Here is a 19,432-nt window from a genome sequence, read left to right as displayed (position 1 = left end):
CGCCGAAACTGACTGACAGCAAACCGTCTGAGTTATTTCGGTGTCACCGCTCCAAAGCGGTGCACCGGGAAGCCGCTACATTAGTCCGGTGCCGAAAGAAGACTGGACCCGATCAGCGACACTGATCCAATCACCAGTCGATCGCTGCGTTCGTGACACGACGCAGCCGCACCGTTGCAGCGTCACGCGACCATCTAGTAAACCACATACTGCTATATAGAAGTCCGCATCGGCGGGAGAACCGGGCAGGATCAGGCGTCGCTTACAGCGTTTACCCGTCGTCAGCCGCGAAACACAGGCCAGTAAATGCAAAGCGCCATCTCTCGGACGAGACCAACAGTAACGAAACGCTCGTCGTGTCGAAGACGGCTCTCCCCGGCAAGGTGAGTTCGGCCGAGGAGAAACTCGAGCGCGATCGACACACTGGCGTCGAGCTATCGTCTACGGGCGAGCGTCAGCAACCGCCTCGACGACAGTCTCGGCGGTCCGTCGGACCTGTTCCATGTCGTCGGCCTCGATCGCGTCGTAATCGACGAGCGAGCTGCCGATCCCGACGGCGAACGCGCCGGCCTCGAAGAACGCCGCGACGTTGTCCGGCCCGATACCACCAGTGGGGATGACGGGAACGTCCCCGAAGGGGCCCTGGATCGCACCGACGTGACCCGGCCCGACAGTCGTCGCAGGGAAGAGCTTGAGAACGTCGGCACCAGCCTCGAGCGCGGTAACAGCCTCGGTCGGCGTCATCACTCCGGGCCCGGAGAGGACGCCGTGGCGATTGCACGTCCGGACGACGTCGGGGTCGACGTCGGGCGCGAGGACGAACTCCGCACCGGCGTCGATGACCGTGCGAGCGGTCGGGGCGTCGAGTACTGTCCCCGCACCGACAACGGCGTCGGTGTTGGCGAGTGCCTCGTCGACGGCAGCGATTTTCTCGCCGACGCGTGGCTCGCTGGCGGTAACTTCGATTGCTCCGACGCCGGCTTCGTGGACAGCGCGAGCCACCGGAACGATTCGATCGTCGTCGATACCGCGGAGGACGGCGACGATACCACTGTCCTCGAGTTGCTGTCGAACGTCGACTGGCGAAACCATAGCGACACCTCCACCAGTAGTGACTTTAGCGCAGTGGTATCGGGAGCCGGACGATCGTCGCTGTGGGCGAACCGGTACGAACGGACCTTTCCCGGCGCTGCGCGATGCCAACGCCGTGTCGGCGACGGTTCGAAGCGCTTATACTCGAGAGTTGAGTAAAGACCGATAGACTCGCTGTATCGCGGGCGACAGCGGGCACCTGTACGGCTTTGCCACAGGTCGGGATGTGATCCGCGGGGCCGACGCCTCGTTGAGATTGAACCAGGAAACGCCCGCAGGTGATACACATGGCAAAAAGCTTCTACTCTCACATCAAGGAAGCGTGGAAAGACCCCGACGAAGGTAAGCTCGGGGAACTGCAGTGGCAGCGAAAACAGGAGTGGCGCGACCAGGGCGCGATCGAACGCGTCGAGCGGCCGACGCGACTCGACAAGGCCCGCGAGCTCGGCTACAAGGCCAAGCAGGGTATCGTCGTCGCTCGCGTCTCGGTCCGCAAGGGTACCGCCCGAAAGCAGCGTTTCACCGCCGGTCGGCGGTCGAAGCGACAGGGCGTCAACCGGATCGGTCGCCGTAAGAACATCCAGCGCATCGGTGAGGAGCGCGTCTCCCGGAAGTACCCCAACCTGCGGGTACTCAACAGCTACTGGGTCGGTGAAGACGGCTCCCAGAAGTGGTTCGAAGTGATTCTCGTGGACCCGAACCACCCCGCAATCGAAAACGACGACGACCTGAACTGGATCTGTGACGACTCCCACCAGAACCGTGCGTTCCGTGGCCTCACGAACGCCGGCAAGGACAACCGCGGCCTCAACAACCGCGGCAAAGGAGCCGAAAAGGTCCGACCGTCCAACACGGGCGGTCAGGGCCGTGCGAAGTAACACGGCTTCGCCGGCACAGACGTCAGTGCCGACGTACTCACCGTCAAAGACGAACCCCGCGAGTTCAGTCGCGGAAGAACTCAGAGCCGACGGCCGCCTCGATTCTCACGGCTTCGACGTTCTCGCCGACCAATATCAGCACCCGGAAGCTTAAGCCGTGACGTGCTGTACGACTACGCATGTCAGATCACGTTCTCGTTCCCGTCGACAAGTCGAACCGAGCGACCCAGGCCCTCGAGTTCGCCTGCAAGGAATACCCCGACGCAGACATTACCGCGATCCACGTCCTCGATCCCGGCGACTTCTATGCGGCGACGGGAATCGAGGGCGGGGCGATGGCCAACTACGACGAGATCCGAAAACACCACGAGACCCAGGCGGAAAATATCCTCGAGCAGGCCCGCCGAGAAGTCGACGAGTACGGCCGCGAGATCGAAACCGAACAGGTAGTCGGCGGCGTCTCACAGTCGGTCGTTGACTACGCGGACGAACACAGCGTCGACCATATCGTGATCGGAAGCCACGGTCGGACCGGTGCGAGCCGGATTCTGCTTGGAAGCGTCGCTGAGACGGTCGCTCGGCGCTCTCCGGTTCCAGTGACGATCGTTCGCTGATCGTCGGCGTGTTTACCTCGTGCAGGCGAAGTCCTCGTCGTCACGGAGAACGCAGTGAACGGAGCGAACGAGTAACGCAGTAGGGCGGGAACCGAACCGCTTGCCACCGACGGATGAGACCTAGTGGCGGGCCAAGCCTGAACTGATGAATCGAATCTGGCGGTGTGGCCCGATTCGACCCGTCAGTCGACGGTTGGGACGGTACTAGAGTCGTCAGGCCGTGAGAGTCTGACTCTCCCGTTCGGCCTCCGACGAGCGCACATCCAGGTCGGTACGGAGCGCCTCGATCGCTTCTTCGGGATCGGTTTCGGAGTCGAAGACACGATCGAATCCGAGTTCCCGGAAGTGCTGACGCGTCTCCTCGAAATCGTCCTGACCGACCGCGAGGTTGCCGCCGATGTAGGTCGTGACGTCCTCGAGTCCGGCAGCCGCGACCTCGTGATGGAACCCCTGACAGTCCTGTTTGGCGTGCCCGTACAGCGAGGAGACGAGCACGGCGTCGGCGTCGTGCTCGTCTGCCGCGTCGACGAACTCCGTCTGAGAGTTTTGGACGCCCAGATTGACGACATCGAAGCCGTTCGCCGAAAGCGCCTGTTCGAGGATGGTGATTCCGACGACGTGTGCGTCGGAACCGATCACGCCGAGGACGACTGTCCGGACCATGTGTGTACAGCTACAAACGGGGGCCACCCCCATAAACATAATGATTGATCATGTTACTATCGGCAGTCGGTTGCGGCCGATCGTGGCTAGGACCAGCCTGCAAGCATCACGGCAGTCTCATACGGCTTGCTGTCGGTCAGTTCCGGCGCAACCGCAGGCCTCCTGCGGTCGCGCCGGGACATCGGTAGCAGTCCGTATCAGACCGTCGTCAGCGATCCGATCGGCGCGTCGGTGTGCTCACGGGCACGCTCGATACCGTCATCGCCAGCTGCGATGAGTGTGAAGACGCCCGCGACCTCTGCGTCCGCGGTGTCAACGATGTCGAGTAGAAGTTCCTGTGTTTCGCCCGACCGGATGAGATCGTCGACGACTAACACCGAATCACCGACGTCGACGGCGTCGGCTGGCAGGTAGTACGTGAGTTCGATCCCCGACTGGAGACGCTCGCGGGCTTCGATGAACTCCTCGACGGCAGTCTCTTTACTCTTTTTCGCGTAGGCACACCGTGTCCCGTAGTAACTTGCAAGCGACGCGGCGAGAGTGATTCCGTCGGTCGCGGCCGTGAGAACGACATCCGGCCGGCCGAAGTCGAAACCGTTCGCGACGACAGGAGCCACGAGATCGAGGAACCGCTGGTCGAAGACCGTCTCGGAGTTGTCGACGTATCCCTCGTCGTCGACGCGGAGTCGCTCGTCGAGTTCGTCCGCCAAGGCCTCCCGGCCGAACTCTTCGACGATCCGCTGAGCGCGGTCGGCTCCCGGAAGAACGTGCCCGTTGACGTACCGATTGAGATCGCCGGCTGGAAGGTCGGTCGTCTCCTCGAGTTCCTCGTAGGTTCGCGTCTCCTTGAGCATCCGCAAGACGTCGACGGCCCGCAACTGGAGGGTCGCCTTCTCGGCTCTGTTCATACAGATATACACGATTCCGCAAGTATGGGTATTTCGATCGTTCGTCCGCAGTTGGTACCCACACACGTGGTTATTACGGGCGAAAAGAGCGGTCAGGGCGACTGCCGAATTCGACCGTCGAAAACAGATACGAGGCTATCCCTGCAGGAAGTCCGGCTCCGTCCGCTGCTCGTCGCGCTCACGCCGGAGGTGGGACCTGAATTCGTCGATCTCGACGTCGTACTCCTGGTCCTCGAAGCGGTCCCGGACCGAGATGTTGCCGTCTTCCTCCTCGTTGTCGCCGACGATGATCTGGTAGGGGACGCGGTCGTCGTGGGCAGCACGGATCTTGCGTTCCAAGGTGGAGTCGCGGTCGTCGACCTCGACGCGGAAGTCGTCGAACTCGCTTGCGACCTGGTAGGCGTAGCCGAGGTTCTCGTCGGAGATGGGCAACACGCGGACCTGTTCAGGTGCCAGCCACAGCGGGAATCGGCCCTCGTAGTGCTCGATGAGCATCATGAAGAACCGTTCGTAACTGCCATACAACGCCCGATGGATCATCACTGGGCGGTGCTCTTCGTTGTCCTCGCCCACGTAGGAGAGATCGAACCGCTCGGGCATGTTGAAGTCCAGTTGCACGGTGGGGCCGTCCCACGAACGGCCGATGGCGTCCTCGAACGCGAAGTCGATCTTTGGGCCGTAGAACGCGCCATCGCCGTCCTCGATCTCGTAGTCGTGCTCGCGGTCCTCGAGGACGCTCTCGAGTTGCGACTCTGCTTTCTCCCAGATCTCGTCCCCGCCGACCGACTTCTCGGGGCGGGTGGCAAGCGCCATCTCGTACTCGAGATCGAACGTCTCTAAGACGTCCGTGATCATGTCCATGATCTCTTCGACTTCCTGTTCGATCTGGTCGGGCCGAATGAACAGGTGGCCGTCGTCGATCGTAAAGGCCCAAACTCGCGAGAGACCGGAGAGTTCGCCGCGTTGCTCCTTGCGGTAGACCTTCCCGTTTTCCGCATAGCGGATGGGGAGATCGCGGTAGCTCCAGGACTGATCCTGGAAGATAGCGGCGTGGCCGGGACAGTTCATCGGTTTCAGGCCGAACTCGTCGTCACCGACGTCGAAGATGAACATGTCGTCGGCGTAGTTCTGATAGTGGCCCGAGCGGTGCCAGAGGTCCGTCTTGAAGACGTGGGGCGTCTCGACGTAGTCGTAGCCCGCCTCCTGGTTCAAGTCCTCGACGAACTCCTCGAGTTCTTTCAGTACCGTCTTCCCCGGCGGGTGATAGAGGGGGAGCCCCGGCCCCGTCACGTCCTGAATGGAAAAGAGGTTCATCTCCGACCCGATCTTCCGGTGGTCACGTTCCTCCGCCTCCCGGCGACGCTCGAGGAACGCCTCGAGATCGTCCTCGTCCTCGAAGGCCGTCCCGTAGATGCGGGTCTGCATCGTGTTCTCCTCGTCGCCACGCCAGTACGCGCCGGCGATCTCGAGCAGTTCCACCGCGCCGACCTCGCCCGTCGACTCGACGTGGGGGCCGGCACAGAGGTCCTCCCACTCGCCTTGCTTGTAGAAGGTGACGGTGTCGTTCTCGTCGGCGAACTCCTCCAGGAGTTCGAGCTTGTAGGGTTCGTCCTCGAGGCGCTCTTCGGCTTCCTCGATCGAGAGTTCCTCGCGTTCGATCTCGTAGTCGGCCTCGACGATCGCCTCCATCTCGGCTTCGATCTCCGTGAGGTCGTCCTCGTCGACGTCCAAATCGTCGAAGTCGTAGTAGAAGCCCTCGTCCGTCGGTGGCCCGATCGCGAGCTTTACGTCGTCGAACTGGCGTTTGACGGCCTGGGCGAGACAGTGCGAGGCGGAGTGGCGCATCACGCGCAGGTAGTCCTCGCCGCCGTCGTCGGTGACGATCTCGAGTTCGGCACCGTCGTGAACGGGTTCCTCTTTCGCGACGAGGTCGCCGTCGATCCGTCCGGCGACCGTGTCCCGTCCGAGCCCGGGGCCGATCTCGTAGGCACAGTCTTCGACCGTCGCGTCGGCGTCGACCTCGAGTTCGGCTCCGTCTGGCAGTACGACCGCAATCTGCTCCTGTGAGTCTGATTCTGACATGGCTATGGCTGGTCGGTGAACTTCGGTGAGAAGTTCGGTCGGTAGTCCGCGTGCCGCTCGCTGTGAGACGTATCGAACACAGCCAGCGGTAGGTGTGAGTTAGAAGCGGGCGAAAGCCCCTGTAAAGCGGACACCTACCATCGTGGATACGCGTAGTCTCGAGCAGGTTAAAAGCGTTGTGATGACGTGCCCCCGGAAAGCTGAAACCGCCGTTTGACCGTAGAGAAGACACTTACCGGACTCGACTCGAACGAAGATCTGAACCGCCGAGCCCTGCTCGCCGGCGCGAGTGTCGGCCTCGCTGCTGTCGGCGGCTCTCTCGGAAACGTGGGGAGTGGGCGTCGATACGAACGCTGTACGGAACCGGTCGTTCCCCTCTCGGAACTGCCCGACCGGGCACGAAGCGAAGTCGAGACCGTCCTCGAGGACGGAACCGACACCACCGCCGGCAGCCTCGCCTACCCGGACCTCGTCGGCGACGACTCGCTGCTGTGGACCGAATCGGACAACCGGTACTACGAACACCGACTCGAGAGCGGCCTCCTGAGCCTCCAGGAGACTCTGTCCTTCGAACCGGTAACGCCCGAGCGCGAGCCACCGGCCGAACTCAAACTGAGCAACCAGACCGACGAGACGCTCGAGGTGGGCGTCACGATCTCGCATCCGGACGGAGAGACGCTCGTCGACGAGGAGAAGAGCGTCGAACCGGCTGGAGGGATCGACGCGGTCGAGTCGATCGCCAGCAGCGAATACGCCGGGGAACGGGATGCAGCGGAACGGCTGCCCTGAGTCGCCTTCCCCGCAGCGATGCGAGACTACGAGGTGTCGATCGCCGTCGAGAAGGGAAAGTCACTGGCCGAGGGCGCGTCGAAGACCGACGTCGTGAGCGCCGACCCGTGGCTGCTGTACTACTGGGTGCAGATAACGAAAGACGGCGTCCTGATGGGGAGAGTCGGCGAGAACAGCGGTCTCTTCGCGGAACACGTCCACAGCAAGATGGGACTGCACTGGGCGTGTCACCAGCCTCCCGGAGGGTGGCCGACCTCGAGTTGAACGGGTAGCTGCTCATTTCTCGTCGTCGGAGGCGATCGTCGTCACATCGCTATCGTAGATACCGACGTCATCGGGGGCCGCGAGATCGAGCCGTTCTTCCTCGAGTGCGTCCGGGATACGTGCCGAGATCGTACCCATGCTCCTATGAAAATCCCGCACCGGGCTATACCACACCACTGACAATAATTGTTCGGGTGAGCCGAGCGGCTCACCCGAACGTGGCTGCGGAATCACCCGACAGCGGCCACTTCAGAGAAAAGAATCTCCCGCCAGGCGGGGGCAATCCTGTTGCGGTAGCGGTGGCTGTGCGGACGAAAGCAAGCTGTGCCTGAGCGACGCAAACCGTCGCTCAGGCACTCACCTCCGGTGGATCGTACGGTTCCTGTCGCTTCAGCATGTAGAAGATGGAGACCAGCATCTTCCGAGCTGTTGCAACAATCGCTATCTGCTTGTTTTTCCGCTGTTTCAACCGTGTGTAGAAGTTGCCGAGGTAATCGTCGTACCGGACGGAAACATGGGCACATTGGACGAGGGCCCAGCGCAGTGGCGCTGAGCCCTCTTTGCTGATGCTTCCATGGACTTCCATGTCGCCGGACTGGTGAACCATTGGATCGAGTCCAGCGTAACTCACCAACTCTTCCTGCCGGTCAAACCGATCAATTTCACCGATTTCTGCAACGATTAACGCAGCCGTGGACTGGCCTACACCCGGAATCGCCAGCAGCCGCTGGGCTGCTGGCGATTCCAGTGTCTTCTGCTCGATCTTTGCTTCGAGCTTCTCAATCTGTGCGTCGTACTCGTCGATCACGGAGAGGTGTGCCTCGACGATCGTTCGATCAGCATCACTGAGCGAGAGTTCCGCGAGGAACTCTCGCCCAGTCGGGCCGAACAACTCGCTGTCGTAGGCGTTGTCGGTACGCTTGAGGACAGCTCTGACGCGGTTTTTCTCAGCTGTCCGTTCTTCGACAAGCGCCTTTCTCGTTCGGACGAGATCCCGCAACGTGCGGATCTCGTCCGACGGGACGTAGCTCTCAGCGAGCATGTCTGCCCGAAGCATGTGTGCGAGTCGTTTCGCGTCGATGCGATCGGTCTTGACCGTCGCATCGGCGATAACCCTGTTCTTTGATGGGTTAACGAGTGTTACGTCGAGATGCTCGTCGAGCATCTCGTACAGCGGCCGGTAGTGGCCAGATGCTTCGATCGCAGCTTCGCCACCGGCGTACTGTTCGGCGAGTTCGTCAAGACGATCGTTTGGCAAGCGGATCTCGTCTTGCAAGTTGCCGTCGTCGTCCACGACGGCAACTTGCGAGTATCGTGTGTGGGTGTCTATTCCGAGGTACATAGGACGCCTCCGTTGGGACTGTGGCGTGAACGAGAGAGATCCTCCTATACGTGCTCGATGGCACAAGATTCCGCGTCTTGTCACGGGCTCGGACCATTCTCTGATAACGTGCTTTTCGCACCGCATGAGTTTCGGTCTCAGCCAGTCCCTAGTGCCTCGTTCACGGCCTAGGCCCTTAGCTGCGGGATTTTCATGGATTCTGTATACTACGTTTGCACTGGATTCATACGGATTGCTGTAACGATTTACCGGCGCAACCGCCGCCCGGGTCGCGGTTGTGCCGGAAATGACTTACAGTAAACCGTATCAGACGTTTCGCTCGTCCGGGCAAGCACGTGTGCGAACACAAATTTGGCTTTGGCGCGCTGACGGAGTGCCCGAGCAGAAGCGGGGGCACTCCGCTGATAGCGTGCGAGGGACGAGTGAGCGAGAGCACGACGCGGAGCGTCGCGGAAGGCGAACGGCCGGAGACCGTGAGCCCGCGAGCGAACGAGTCGGCTGGGGAGGGAGTGGTCGGGTGGGAACGAAAGGGGCCGCTCACTCGAGGAAGGCGGGCGACGGAAGAACCGGAGGCGAGCGTCGCGAGCCGAGGATCGCAGCGAGCCCCCCGACTCGAGCGAGCGGGGGCTTTCTGATACGGATTAACGTAGCTCCTCGTACGTTCCAGCGTGGCAGATCACGGACATGTTGAAATGGGTGTACAAGATGTGACCTCCTCCTCGCCGTGAGCGGCGAGGCTTCCCACGGCACCGTACCGCTGGGTTGGGATATTTGCTGGTTTGCGACTCGTCGGTATGACGGGCCGATGGCGTTCACGAGAACGGCGTTCTCGTGCAACCCATCAGAAATCAACGATTTCTGAGGACGGGGCCACACCGCCGTTACTCCTATCCCGGCAGGGGACTCGGAGTTATCTTGGCCGAGACACCACAGCGGTTCGAGAGTGTTTCGAACGTTCTGGGCCTCGGAGTCCCGATATTGTCCGATTAGGTGGGCGGTCATGCCGCCTCGGTGTACGTCATACTACGAGGCGATTCGACTTAAATATCCGTATAGCTGCTGAACGTGGTCTGTGTCGGCGGTGTCGGATTCACGCCCGTCGTAAACGGCGGGATTCTCTCCTTGGAAGAAGATAGAGGATGGATGCAGCACAGCGACATCGCTTGTTGGACGTCGAATTTGAGGAACTAATCGTTCAGTCTACCTGCTATTCGAAGCAGAGGAGCATCAGTGTGACATTGGACGATACCCGCCGAGATTAGAACGTAACGATACCGAGTAGTTCGACGGTGTAGGTTACAGCACCGATAGTGAAAAATATGGAGATGGCATACCATTCCCACCGCCTCGGAATGAGTCGCTCTCCTGTATCTTCGGGAAGTTCTTCGTCTCTCACGATCAACCAGATGCCGGAAAATAGAACCAAAAACCCACCTAGCACACTTCCCAAAAACGCTCTTGTGTAGCACTTTGTTGATCTCATAGCGTCGCTTTGATAGCGTGTTTGAGCGCTTCTCTCCCTGGTTTCCGCAGTAGCTTTCGTCGAAGTTGGAACGCTCGGAGATACTGTGTGAGCTTGTCTTTTGAGATGCCTCGATGAGGCGAGAGCCACGGTCGCAGCAGCGATCCGTGGCTCTCGCAGGTGTTGACGTGTACGTTTTCGTTGGCGTATTCGCCGTCGCCGTGGACGACGTATTCGCGGTCGAATGCGTCGTCCTCGGCCAGTGGATCGTAGGCACGAAATCCGTCAGTATAGACGGTCAGTGGCTCCTTCTGACGGTTTTCGAGAAGGAGCCGAATCGTCGATTCGTCGGCTGATTTCGCTGGGATCACGTATCGGTCGCCGGTGCCACGATCGACGATCGTAAACACCGGCGGTTTGTCCTGCTCGTACGTTCCTCGCCCACGCGTGGACAGGCCACGCGAGCGCGACTCTTGGTCGCGCTCGCGGCCTTTCAGCCCTGCAGAAACGTAGACTTCATCGATTTCGACCGGTCCGACAAGGTCAAGCGAAGGTGCATCAAGCGCCTTCGTGAAGCGCTCGACGCGCTGGTAGATCGTTTTGTACTGGACGTCGATCTCTATCTGAAGTTGACGAAGACTCGTGTTAAACCGGAGAAACGCGTAAATCGAGAACAGCCACTTTCTGAGTGCGACTTTCGAATGGGCGAAGATTGTGCCGGTCTTGTCGTTGAACGTGCGGTCGCAATTCTTACAGAGATAGCGCTGAAAGTGCCCATAGCTGCCGTTCTTGACCGTCAGGTCAGAACGGCAGCGAGGGCAAGTAACACCGTTACGCCAGCGAACCTGCTCTAACAGGTCCGCTGCGACCGATTCCGACCCAAACACATCTAGCGGGATCATGCCTAACGGACACCGCTAACGCGGTGTCCTTGCTCTCTTCGATTCTACAGCGACAGCTGAGCGGTATCAACAATCTCCTACAGAAGAGCGTCCCAAAAAACCAAGTGAAAGCGAGAAACCGGCTGTCGAAGCGCCGCGTATGGCCATCATTCCACCCAACCAGACGGCCGTCAACCCGGCTATTCGTTTCACACGCATGTTCGTAAACAGCGATATGATGGCCTCCAGTTAATATACTAGCCCGATTCGCCGTCGGATCATCGGTCGATCACGGAAAGCCATCGATAAACATAGGTCCGATTTCCTAACCAGTAACGGCATGGCCTGACAAAATCTACATTTTGCCACATTCGCGCTCTGTATTCAGCAGACCCTATATCCCACCTATCGGATAGAAGTAAACCAAAACTATGAGCGGGAGTGCTACTCCCGATGAGTAGTCCCCGTTCCGGTATCGGTTTCCGACTACAAGGACCCACAAAGCCCGATACCAAATCAGCCGAGTGAACTTCGTACGACAGCGACGCTACTTCTCGGAGAGCCGGCCCGGCGTCCACTCCGCGTCGAACTCCTCGTGGAGGTACGGCTTCGCGTCTTCGCCGGCGTAGGTCGCGACGAGTTGGCCGTCGCCCTCGAGATGGTACTTGTAGGTCGTCAGTCCCTCGAGGCCGACGGGACCGCGGGCGTGGATCTTGCCGGTGGAGATGCCGACCTCCGCGCCGAGGCCGTACCGGTAGCCGTCGGCGAACCGCGTCGAGGCGTTGTGGTAGACGCTCGCGGAGTCGAGCCCGCGCATGAAGCGTGCGGCGCGGTCGGCGTCCTCGGTGACGATCGACTCCGTGTGCTTGGAGCCGTACTCGGTGATGTGGCCCATGGCGGCCGACAGCGAGTCGACGACTTTGATCGAGAGCTCGAGGTCACCGTACTCGGTGTTCCAGTCGTCGTCGGTAACGGGATCGACGTCGACGACCTCGCGGGTGGCCTCGTCGCCGCGCAGTTCGACGTCGGCGTCCTCGTAGCGTTCGACGATCCCGGGGAGGAAGTCCGTGGCGACGTCCTCGTGGACCAAAAGCGTCTCGACGGCGTTACACACGGCAGGATACTGCACTTTCGCGTCGAAGGCGATCTCCTCGGCCATCTCGAGGTTGGCCTCGCCGTCGACGAAGACGTGACAGACGCCTTCGGTGTGGCCGAGCACGGGGATGCTCGTGTTGTCCTGAATGTACGAGACGAACGCGGAACTGCCACGGGGCATCAGCAGGTCGATCGAATCGTCCATCGCGAGCATGGCGTCGACGTCCTCGCGGGCCTCGATCTGCTGGGCCCAGCCGTCGGGAACGTCGGCCGTGGCGGTCGCTTCCTCGATGATCTCGAACAGCACCCGGTTGGAGTGGGCCGCCTCGCTGCCACCCTTGAGGATGACGGCGTTGCCGGACCTGAGTCCGAGCGCGGCGATCTGGACCAGCGCATCGGGCCGGGACTCGAAGACCGTCCCGACGACGCCGATGGGAACGGCGACCTTGTACAGTTCCAGATCTTCGTCGAGCCGTCGCGCCTCCAGGGTCTTCTCGAGTGGGTCCTCCTGGGCGGCGACGCTGCGGACCATCTCGGAGATGTCCTCGAGTTTCGACGCGGAGAGTTTCAGCCGGTCGACCAGCGCCTGGCTGTACTCGCCTGCCTCGAGTAGCTTCTCGGCCTCGGTGACGTCTTTCTCGTTGGCCGCGAGAATCTCGTCGTGGTGCTCGTCGATCGCGTCGGCGATCGCCTCGAGGCCCGCACGTCGTCGCTCGTCGGACAGCGTCGCGAGCTCTAAGGCTGCGGTCTGTGCCTCGTCGACTTTAGTTTCGATCGGTTTCTCACTCATCGGTGACACCGTTTATAGGAACGAATACCGTCCCCACGGGCTTGCCAGTAGCGATTTTTTTCAAGATGTTCGGCTCGGTAGACTTGGCGATGATCGCCGGGTTCCCGTGTTCGCTGACCTTGCGGGCGCCCTGGACCTTGGTCTGGATGCCGCCGAACGTCTCGGTCGAGCTGCCGTCGATAACCCCCTGGACCTCGTCGTAGTTGTCGCCGACGGCCTCGATGCGTTCCGCGTCGGGGTCTTCCTTCGGATTCCCGGTGTAGACGCCGCCGACATCGGTGAGCGTCACGAGCAGGTCAATGTCGATCCCGATCGCGACCGACGAGGAGAGCATGTCGTTGTCACCGATCCGGATCTCCTCGGTCGCGACCGCGTCGTTCTCGTTGATGATCGGGACGATGTCCCACTCGAGCAGCGTCTCGATCGTGTTCCGGAAGTTGGTGAACCGATCGGTGTTCTCGAGATCCTGTTGGCTCACCAGGATCTGTGCGACCTTCGTGTCGTACCGGTCGAAGCTCTCGGTGTACCGGTGCATCAGGTGGCTCTGTCCGACGGTCGACAGCGCCTGCGATTCCTCGACGGTTTCGCCGGTGTAGCCGACCCGTCCCTTGCCGGCGCCGACGGCACCCGAGGAGACAAGGATCACGTCTTTGCCCCGCTTCCGGAGGTCGGCGACGTCGTCGACGAGTTTGTCGAGTTTCTCGTCGTCTAAGTTGGACTCCTCGTCGGTCAGCGAATTCGTTCCTGCCTTGACGACGACGCGGTCGGCGTCAGCTGCCTGTTCTCGTGCCGCTTCGACCATCTCCGCCCCCGTCGAGTCACTCATTTTCTGCCTCGACTGCGAGTTCTGCCGAACGTTCTGCCGCCGCCGTCACCGCTTCCGTCACGGCCTCGTCGGCCTCGCTCTCCCAGAGGACGTCCATCCCCTCGATGGTCGTCCCGTTTGGCGAACAGACCGCGTCGATCATCTCGTCGATCGGTCGATCGGTGCGCAACACGGTCTCGGCGGCGCCCTTGAACGTCTGTGCTGCGAGGAGTCGTGCCTGCTCCGGCTCGAGACCGCGGTCGACGCCCGCCTGGGCCATCGCGTCGAGCAGATAGTAGACGAAGGCAGGGCCACTGCCGTTGACGGCGGTCGCGACGTCCATCCGATCCTCGTCGATCTCGACGAACTCGCCGACGTCGTCGAGCAGTTCCCGTACCTCGTCGGTGACGCTGTGTTCGGTCACTGCCGCGGCCATCGTCCTCGTCTCGGCCGCGAGGTTCGGCATCACGCGAACGACCGTCGCGTCGGTGTACTGTTCGACGAACTCCGTCGAGACGCCCGCCGCGAACGAGACCAGCGTCTGGTCTTCCGACAGGTCGATCGACTTGAGAACGGCTTCGACGACGGCCGGTTTCACCGCGACGACGACGACGGCTGCTTCCGTCGCCACCGTGGGATCGTCCGTGGTCTGCGAACTGTACGCCTCGACCGCCGCGAGTGCGTCCGGGTCCAGGTCACACGCCGTCAACGTGTGTTTGCCGGACGCGGCAAGGCCCTGTATCAGGGCACTCCCCATGTTTCCACAGCCGATGACGCTCACATCTGTCATCCTACCCCAGTTGATGTGACGAGGCGGTCATACACCTTTGGTTTCGGGCACGTACTGTCGAGGGTGTATCACTCCCGGTCGGCGAGTAGTTCACTCGCCGTCACCAGCGACTCCATTTCGACGTCGGCGTCCTCGACGTTCTCGCGGCCGCCCTCTTCGCGGTCGACCACGACGAGCGCCCGGTCGACGGTCGCACCGGCCTCGCGAAGCGCCTCGATTGCGTCGACGAGACTCGTCCCCGTCGTCACGATGTCCTCTAAGACGACGACCTCCTCGCCCTCCTCGAGTCGGCCCTCGATCAGGTTCGCGGTGCCGTAGTCCTTGCGCTGCTTGCGCGCGATGACGTAGGGAACGCCGGCCGCGACGCTGGTCGCCGCCGCGAGCGGTACCGCACCGAGGGCGACGCCCGCGAGCTTGTCGTCGCCGTCGACGCGGTCGGCAAACGCCTCGGCGACGGCCTCGAGGCAGTCGGGGTTGGTCTCGAAGAGGTACTTGTCGACGTAGTACTCGCTCGTGCCGCCGTGGGACAGTTCGAACTCGCCGAACTGGACGGCCTCGGCCGCCCGCAGGGCGTCGATGAGTTCCTGGTTCGTCATTGCTCGAAAGGGCGAGTCCCACCGAAATAAGCAGTGTGGAACGGCACAGCGAGCCGTAGCTTTTTGCGCCGACGTGAAAACAATTCGACCGATGACACTACCGCGTGCGGACGAACCCCACCCGGACGTTCAGCAGTTCCTCGAGATGTACGACTCGGTCGACGTCCCCGACTTTGGGGAGGTGTCGCCCGAAACGGCACGCCAGCTGTTCGACCAGTTGCGCGTCGGCAAGGAGGTTGTGTTCGACCTCCACGCCGTCGAGGACCGAACGATCGACGGCCCCGACGGCGAGATAGCGATCAGGTACTACGAGCCACGGGCCGGCCCCGGCGAGGAACCGCTGATTCTCTACTTCCACGGCGGCGGCTGGGTCATCGGCAGCGTAGAGACCCACGACGTGACCTGTCGGAAACTCGCTGCCGAGTCGGGGTACGCCGTCGTCAGCGTCGACTACCGGCCCGCACCAGAACACCCGTTCCCCGCGGGTCTGGAGGACTGTTACGCCGCCCTCGAGTGGGCAGGCGAGAACGCCGCCGAACTGGACGCCGACCCCGACCGGATCGTCCTCGCCGGCGACAGCGCGGGTGGAAACCTGGCGACTGCGACGGCGCTGCTCGCCCGGGATCGAGACGGTCCTCGACCGGCGTATCAGGTGCTGCTCTATCCGAGCACGGGCGACGTGACCGAGACGCCCGCCTACGAGGAGAACGCGGAAGGGTACGTTCTGACGAAAGACGAGATCGACTGGTTCGTCGACCACTACCTCGAGGACGAGATCGATCGAGGGAACGTCTACGCACTCCCTCGACGCGCCCACGACCTCTCGGGACTGCCGCCGGCGACGATCGTCACCGCCGGCTTCGATCCGCTGCGTGACGACGGCGGGGCCTACGCCGACCGACTCGAGGCCGACGGCGTCTCCGTCTCACACCACCACTACGACGACGTCGTCCACGGCTTCGTCGGGATGATCGGCGAGCCGATCGACCTCGAGCGTGCCCACGAGGCTTACGACGAGGTCGTGACGGATCTCCAGACGGAACTCGAATAACTACCAGGGTTCGTCCTTCAGCCCGAGTTTGTACGCGATCACGTTCGTCGTCACGTGCAGAACGGGCGTGAGCACGACGACGACGAGGATCACGTCCCAGGTGAACCACTCGAGGAACCACTCGGTTGCGAGCAGGGCAGTAAGCGGCAGCGAGACGATCACGAAGTCCAACTGGTCGACGCCGGGGAACATCGCGCCACGTTGGCGTCCCGTGCGTCGCTTGAGGAAGGAAGCGAGCACGTCTCCGAGCATCGCTCCGGCCGCGAGACCGAGCGCCGCCAGCGGTTCGAAGGCCGGTACCGCGAACCCGAGAGTGGCACTCACGTCGTCGACGAGAAGTGTGAGAATGGCCGCAAGCGCAAGCCCCGCCGCGATTCCCGCCGCGGTGCCGCGCCAGGTCTTGCCGTCGCCGAGGACGCGTTTGTCTCCCCAGGTCCGGCCGCCGTCGATCGGTCGGCCGCCGCCGGCGAGCACCGCCGCATTGTTCGGTACGTAGGCGGGCAACATCGCCCAGAACGCGATCACGACTGTCTCGAGTAGTGCCATATCCGGCGGGACGAACCGGTGTGCCTTAATCGGGGTGGTTCCGTCGCCAAAGCGACCTCCGCGAGCGAGAGCTACCGGTCGGGCGTCAAGACGACGTTCTCGAGGTCGCCGCCGTGCTCGAGCGCTTCGACGTTGTGGGCGACGACGTCAGCGAGCCGATCCCAGTGGTTCGGCGTGTGGCCGCCGGTGTGGGGCGTGATGAAACAGTTGCCGAGGTCCCACAGCGGGTGCTCCGGCGGGAGCGGTTCGGGATCGGTGACGTCGAGTGCGGCACCGCGGATCGCGTTCCGCTGGAGCGCGTCGACCAGGGCGTCGGTGTCGACGATGCCGCCACGTGCGACGTTTACCAGGACGGCCTCGGGTGGCAACGTCGCGAACGCTTCCCCATCGACGAGGCGACGAGTCTCGTCGGTCAGCGGACACGCGAGCACGACGTACTCGCTGCGGGCGAACGCGTCGTGGATCGTGCCCGTCTCGAGGCCGACGACCTCGTCAGTCGGGCCGCCTTTCTCTGGCGTGTACCGGACGCCGATCGTCTCCACCTCGAACCCCTCGAGGCGCTGTGCGATCGCCTGGCCGATCGAGCCGAGGCCGACGATCGTGACGGTGCTGCCCGTAAACTCGGTTGACTGGAAGTGACGCCACTCGTTGCGTTCCGTGCGTCGCCACCCCTCGTGGAGTCGCCGGGCGAACGCGAGCATGTTGCCGATCGCCTGTTCGGCGATCCCCGGCGCGTGGACACCGCCTGCGTTGGTGACGATGACCCCGCGGTCCGCGAGTTCTGCCTTCGGCAGGTGTTCAGTGCCGGAAAAAGCACAGGCGAACAACTCGAGTCGGGTGGCGACGGCGAGCAGGTCCTCGTCGATCCCCGTGCCGGTAACGACCCGCGCGGTGGCGGTGAGTTCGCGTTCCTCCCGGGGCGTTCGAGCGAGCGAGACGGTGTGATCCGGAAGTCGCTCGCGCAGGGCTTTGGCGTACGGCCCCATCGAGAGTCCTTCCGTTCCTTCCCTGAGAACGGCGACGTCTGGCTGACTCATACGACCCCCGTCTGGTGGATGGAACTTTGAGCTACTGGTCTGTACTCGAGGCTGGCTGATCGATCGAACGACCAAAAGAGACACCGGATTCGGACATCAGTGACCGATACCGTTCACCGCCGGACGCGCCGGTATACCAAATTCCTTATCACTGGCGACCAACCCATCGGCTATGATCCCGCCGATCGCGAGTCGATTCGTCGCTGGTGAATCTCCTGCAGCGGTGCTCGATCACGTTCGAACGCTCAACGAACGAGACGTCAAAGCGATCGTCAACCTGCTCGGCGAACACTACGACGAACGGCCACCGGCAAGCGACGACGCCGCGGAGTATCGCTCGCTCGTCGCAGACATCGCAGAGTCGGACCTCGAGGCCTGTCTCTCCGTCAAGCCGTCCCAGCTCGGGCTCGATATCGGCGAGGACGTCTTCCAGGAGGAACTCGAGTCGATCGTCGAGACTGCCCAAGACCACGACGTCTTCGTCTGGGTGGACATGGAAGACCACACGACGACCGACACGACACTCGACGCCTACGAGGAACTTGCCCGGGAGTACGAAGGCGGGGTCGGCGTCTGCGTCCAGGCGAATCTTAGACGGACACGCGACGATGTCGAACGCCTCGCCGACGTCCCCGGCAAGGTTCGGTTCGTCAAGGGAGCCTACGACGAACCCGAAGACGTCGCCTACACCGACAGAGAGCGTGCCACGGAGGAACTGAAAGGGCTGCTCGAGTACGCGTTCGAACACTACGACGGCGGTGTCGGCGTCGGTAGTCACGACCCCGAGATCGTCGACTACGCCATCGATCTCTACGACGAACATGGGACTGACTTCGAGGTACAGATGCTGATGGGCGTCCGGACCGACACACAGTACGACCTCGCCGAGGAGTACGAGGTTTACCAGTACGTTCCCTACGGCAGCCGCTGGAAGTCGTACTTCTATCGTCGTGTGATGGAGCGAAAAGAGAACCTCCGATTCGCGCTTCGGGCAATTCTCGGCCGGTAAAGGAAAGGGCTCTTTAGCCCCTGGTGTGAGTTGTCCTACATGGCTTCGTGGAAGCGGGACTTCGCGAGCGGGTTGATCGTTCTCGGCCCGATTCTCGTGACCCTCTACGTCATCTACTGGCTCTATGGGCTCGTCGCGGGTATCACGCCCGAGGTCATCCTGGAACCCGACGCCCTTTCGCCGCTGTTGGGGGGCGAAGGGACCCGCGAACAGGTCGCAGCGTTTCTTCGAGTCGTCGTCGTCCTGACCGTCGTCACGATCCTCACGTTCTCGGTCGGTTATCTCATGCGAACGACGGCCGGTGGCCTCTTCGAACGCGTCGTCGACAGCGTCGCCAACCGCGTCCCCGTCATGCGAGTGATCTACAACGCTTCCAAGATGGCCGCCGAAACCGCACTAGGAGAACAAGAGTCGCTCCAGACGCCGGTCAAACTCGAGGTCTGGGAGGGGCTTCGGATGACGGCGTTCAAGACTGGCAAGACCACCGACGACGGACGACACGTTCTCTTCTTGCCGACCTCGCCGAACATTACGACGGGGTTCGTCCTCGAGGTCCGGCCCGAGCGGTTCGACGAACTCGACGAGGACGTCGAAGACGCCCTCACCCGCGTCTTGAGCGCAGGATTCGGCGACGCCGACCGACGCGGCATGGACGCCGGCGTTCCGATCGACGTCATCGACGAACGGACAGTAAAACAATCCAACGACGACGATTAGTGGCGACCAGATCAGTGACTG

21 protein-coding genes are annotated in these 19,432 nt (G+C 62.1%); 8 read left to right on the top strand and 13 right to left on the bottom strand.

The window, feature by feature from the left end:
* Positions 1-441: 441 nt before the first annotated feature.
* Positions 442-1,092: a bifunctional 4-hydroxy-2-oxoglutarate aldolase/2-dehydro-3-deoxy-phosphogluconate aldolase gene (locus NATGR_RS12105; protein WP_005579627.1), complete on the bottom strand. Its 651-nt coding sequence runs from the start codon at positions 1,090-1,092 to the stop codon at positions 442-444.
* A 287-nt stretch (positions 1,093-1,379) separates the two neighbouring features.
* Between NATGR_RS12105 and NATGR_RS12100 the strand changes: the two genes are divergently transcribed.
* Positions 1,380-1,970: a 50S ribosomal protein L15e gene (locus NATGR_RS12100; RefSeq protein WP_005579626.1), complete on the top strand. Its 591-nt coding sequence runs from the start codon at positions 1,380-1,382 to the stop codon at positions 1,968-1,970.
* 179 nt (positions 1,971-2,149) lie between these two features.
* Positions 2,150-2,584 carry a universal stress protein gene (locus NATGR_RS12095; RefSeq protein ID WP_005579624.1) on the top strand — a complete coding sequence of 145 codons (435 nt, stop codon included), beginning with the start codon at positions 2,150-2,152 and terminating at the stop codon, positions 2,582-2,584.
* Positions 2,585-2,797: 213 nt separating this feature from the next.
* On the opposite strand, the gene glmS is transcribed toward NATGR_RS12095, so the two are convergent.
* From glmS to thrS, 3 genes are all read right to left on the bottom strand, one after another.
* Positions 2,798-3,247 carry a methylaspartate mutase subunit S gene (gene glmS, locus NATGR_RS12090; protein ID WP_005579623.1) on the bottom strand — a complete coding sequence of 150 codons (450 nt, stop codon included), beginning with the start codon at positions 3,245-3,247 and terminating at the stop codon, positions 2,798-2,800.
* A 197-nt stretch (positions 3,248-3,444) separates the two neighbouring features.
* Positions 3,445-4,155: a phosphoribosyltransferase family protein gene (locus NATGR_RS12085; protein ID WP_005579622.1), complete on the bottom strand. Its 711-nt coding sequence runs from the start codon at positions 4,153-4,155 to the stop codon at positions 3,445-3,447.
* Positions 4,156-4,290: 135 nt separating this feature from the next.
* Complete coding sequence (thrS, locus tag NATGR_RS12080) at positions 4,291-6,237, bottom strand: threonine--tRNA ligase (RefSeq protein ID WP_005579621.1); 1,947 nt, start codon at positions 6,235-6,237, stop codon at positions 4,291-4,293.
* Between the two features lie 213 nt (positions 6,238-6,450).
* Here thrS and NATGR_RS12075 point away from each other — a divergent pair, with 213 nt between their 5' ends.
* Both NATGR_RS12075 and NATGR_RS12070 read left to right on the top strand, forming a co-directional pair.
* On the top strand, positions 6,451-7,026 hold the full coding sequence (locus NATGR_RS12075; protein WP_005579620.1) for a hypothetical protein: 576 nt from the start codon (positions 6,451-6,453) through the stop codon (positions 7,024-7,026).
* Positions 7,027-7,044: 18 nt separating this feature from the next.
* The gene (locus NATGR_RS12070; RefSeq protein ID WP_005579619.1) at positions 7,045-7,290 is read left to right on the top strand and encodes a hypothetical protein; all 246 of its coding nucleotides are present in this window, start codon (positions 7,045-7,047) and stop codon (positions 7,288-7,290) included.
* A 12-nt stretch (positions 7,291-7,302) separates the two neighbouring features.
* On the opposite strand, the gene NATGR_RS20440 is transcribed toward NATGR_RS12070, so the two are convergent.
* Both NATGR_RS20440 and NATGR_RS12065 read right to left on the bottom strand, forming a co-directional pair.
* Positions 7,303-7,428 (bottom strand): hypothetical protein, encoded by a 126-nt coding sequence (locus NATGR_RS20440; RefSeq protein WP_015233628.1) that lies wholly within the window; start codon positions 7,426-7,428, stop codon positions 7,303-7,305.
* A gap of 211 nt (positions 7,429-7,639) precedes the next feature.
* Positions 7,640-8,632 (bottom strand): IS110 family RNA-guided transposase, encoded by a 993-nt coding sequence (locus NATGR_RS12065; protein ID WP_005579618.1) that lies wholly within the window; start codon positions 8,630-8,632, stop codon positions 7,640-7,642.
* Between the two features lie 422 nt (positions 8,633-9,054).
* On the opposite strand from NATGR_RS12065, the gene NATGR_RS19465 reads away from it, so the two are divergent.
* On the top strand, positions 9,055-9,267 hold the full coding sequence (locus NATGR_RS19465; RefSeq protein WP_169330821.1) for a hypothetical protein: 213 nt from the start codon (positions 9,055-9,057) through the stop codon (positions 9,265-9,267).
* Between the two features lie 844 nt (positions 9,268-10,111).
* Here NATGR_RS19465 and NATGR_RS12060 read toward each other — a convergent pair.
* The 5 genes from NATGR_RS12060 to pyrE all read right to left on the bottom strand — a co-directional run bounded on the left by NATGR_RS12060 (position 10,112) and on the right by pyrE (position 15,051).
* The gene (locus NATGR_RS12060) at positions 10,112-10,996 is read right to left on the bottom strand and encodes an IS1595 family transposase (RefSeq protein WP_015233210.1); all 885 of its coding nucleotides are present in this window, start codon (positions 10,994-10,996) and stop codon (positions 10,112-10,114) included.
* A 526-nt stretch (positions 10,997-11,522) separates the two neighbouring features.
* A complete protein-coding gene (locus NATGR_RS12055) occupies positions 11,523-12,860 on the bottom strand; it encodes a glutamate-5-semialdehyde dehydrogenase (protein WP_005579613.1) in 1,338 nt (445 codons plus the stop codon).
* Positions 12,853-13,686 carry a glutamate 5-kinase gene (gene proB, locus NATGR_RS12050; protein ID WP_005579612.1) on the bottom strand — a complete coding sequence of 278 codons (834 nt, stop codon included), beginning with the start codon at positions 13,684-13,686 and terminating at the stop codon, positions 12,853-12,855. The genes NATGR_RS12055 and proB overlap by 8 nt, the downstream gene beginning before the upstream one ends.
* The gene (proC, locus tag NATGR_RS12045) at positions 13,679-14,455 is read right to left on the bottom strand and encodes a pyrroline-5-carboxylate reductase (RefSeq protein ID WP_005579611.1); all 777 of its coding nucleotides are present in this window, start codon (positions 14,453-14,455) and stop codon (positions 13,679-13,681) included. Before proC ends, proB begins: the two co-directional genes overlap by 8 nt.
* Before the next feature lie 68 nt (positions 14,456-14,523).
* Positions 14,524-15,051: an orotate phosphoribosyltransferase gene (pyrE, locus tag NATGR_RS12040; RefSeq protein WP_005579610.1), complete on the bottom strand. Its 528-nt coding sequence runs from the start codon at positions 15,049-15,051 to the stop codon at positions 14,524-14,526.
* 91 nt (positions 15,052-15,142) lie between these two features.
* Here pyrE and NATGR_RS12035 point away from each other — a divergent pair, with 91 nt between their 5' ends.
* Positions 15,143-16,102, top strand: a complete 960-nt coding sequence (locus NATGR_RS12035) for an alpha/beta hydrolase (protein ID WP_005579609.1) — start codon at positions 15,143-15,145, stop codon at positions 16,100-16,102.
* Here the strand turns inward: NATGR_RS12035 and NATGR_RS12030 are convergent, their stop codons facing one another.
* Positions 16,103-16,648 carry a CDP-2,3-bis-(O-geranylgeranyl)-sn-glycerol synthase gene (locus tag NATGR_RS12030; protein WP_005579608.1) on the bottom strand — a complete coding sequence of 182 codons (546 nt, stop codon included), beginning with the start codon at positions 16,646-16,648 and terminating at the stop codon, positions 16,103-16,105.
* Positions 16,649-16,719: 71 nt separating this feature from the next.
* On the bottom strand, positions 16,720-17,685 hold the full coding sequence (locus tag NATGR_RS12025) for a D-2-hydroxyacid dehydrogenase (protein WP_005579607.1): 966 nt from the start codon (positions 17,683-17,685) through the stop codon (positions 16,720-16,722).
* A 172-nt stretch (positions 17,686-17,857) separates the two neighbouring features.
* Here NATGR_RS12025 and NATGR_RS12020 point away from each other — a divergent pair, with 172 nt between their 5' ends.
* Together NATGR_RS12020 and NATGR_RS12015 are read left to right on the top strand one after the other, a co-directional pair.
* The gene (locus tag NATGR_RS12020; RefSeq protein WP_005579606.1) at positions 17,858-18,694 is read left to right on the top strand and encodes a proline dehydrogenase family protein; all 837 of its coding nucleotides are present in this window, start codon (positions 17,858-17,860) and stop codon (positions 18,692-18,694) included.
* 39 nt (positions 18,695-18,733) lie between these two features.
* Positions 18,734-19,411: a DUF502 domain-containing protein gene (locus NATGR_RS12015; protein WP_005579605.1), complete on the top strand. Its 678-nt coding sequence runs from the start codon at positions 18,734-18,736 to the stop codon at positions 19,409-19,411.
* Positions 19,412-19,432 lie beyond the last annotated feature (21 nt).

Source organism: Natronobacterium gregoryi SP2 (assembly GCF_000230715.2).
GTDB classification, from domain to species: Archaea; Halobacteriota; Halobacteria; order Halobacteriales; family Natrialbaceae; genus Natronobacterium; species Natronobacterium gregoryi.
The sequence above is the reverse complement of the archived record's forward strand: the minus strand, read 5'-3'. Positions and strand labels throughout refer to the sequence as shown.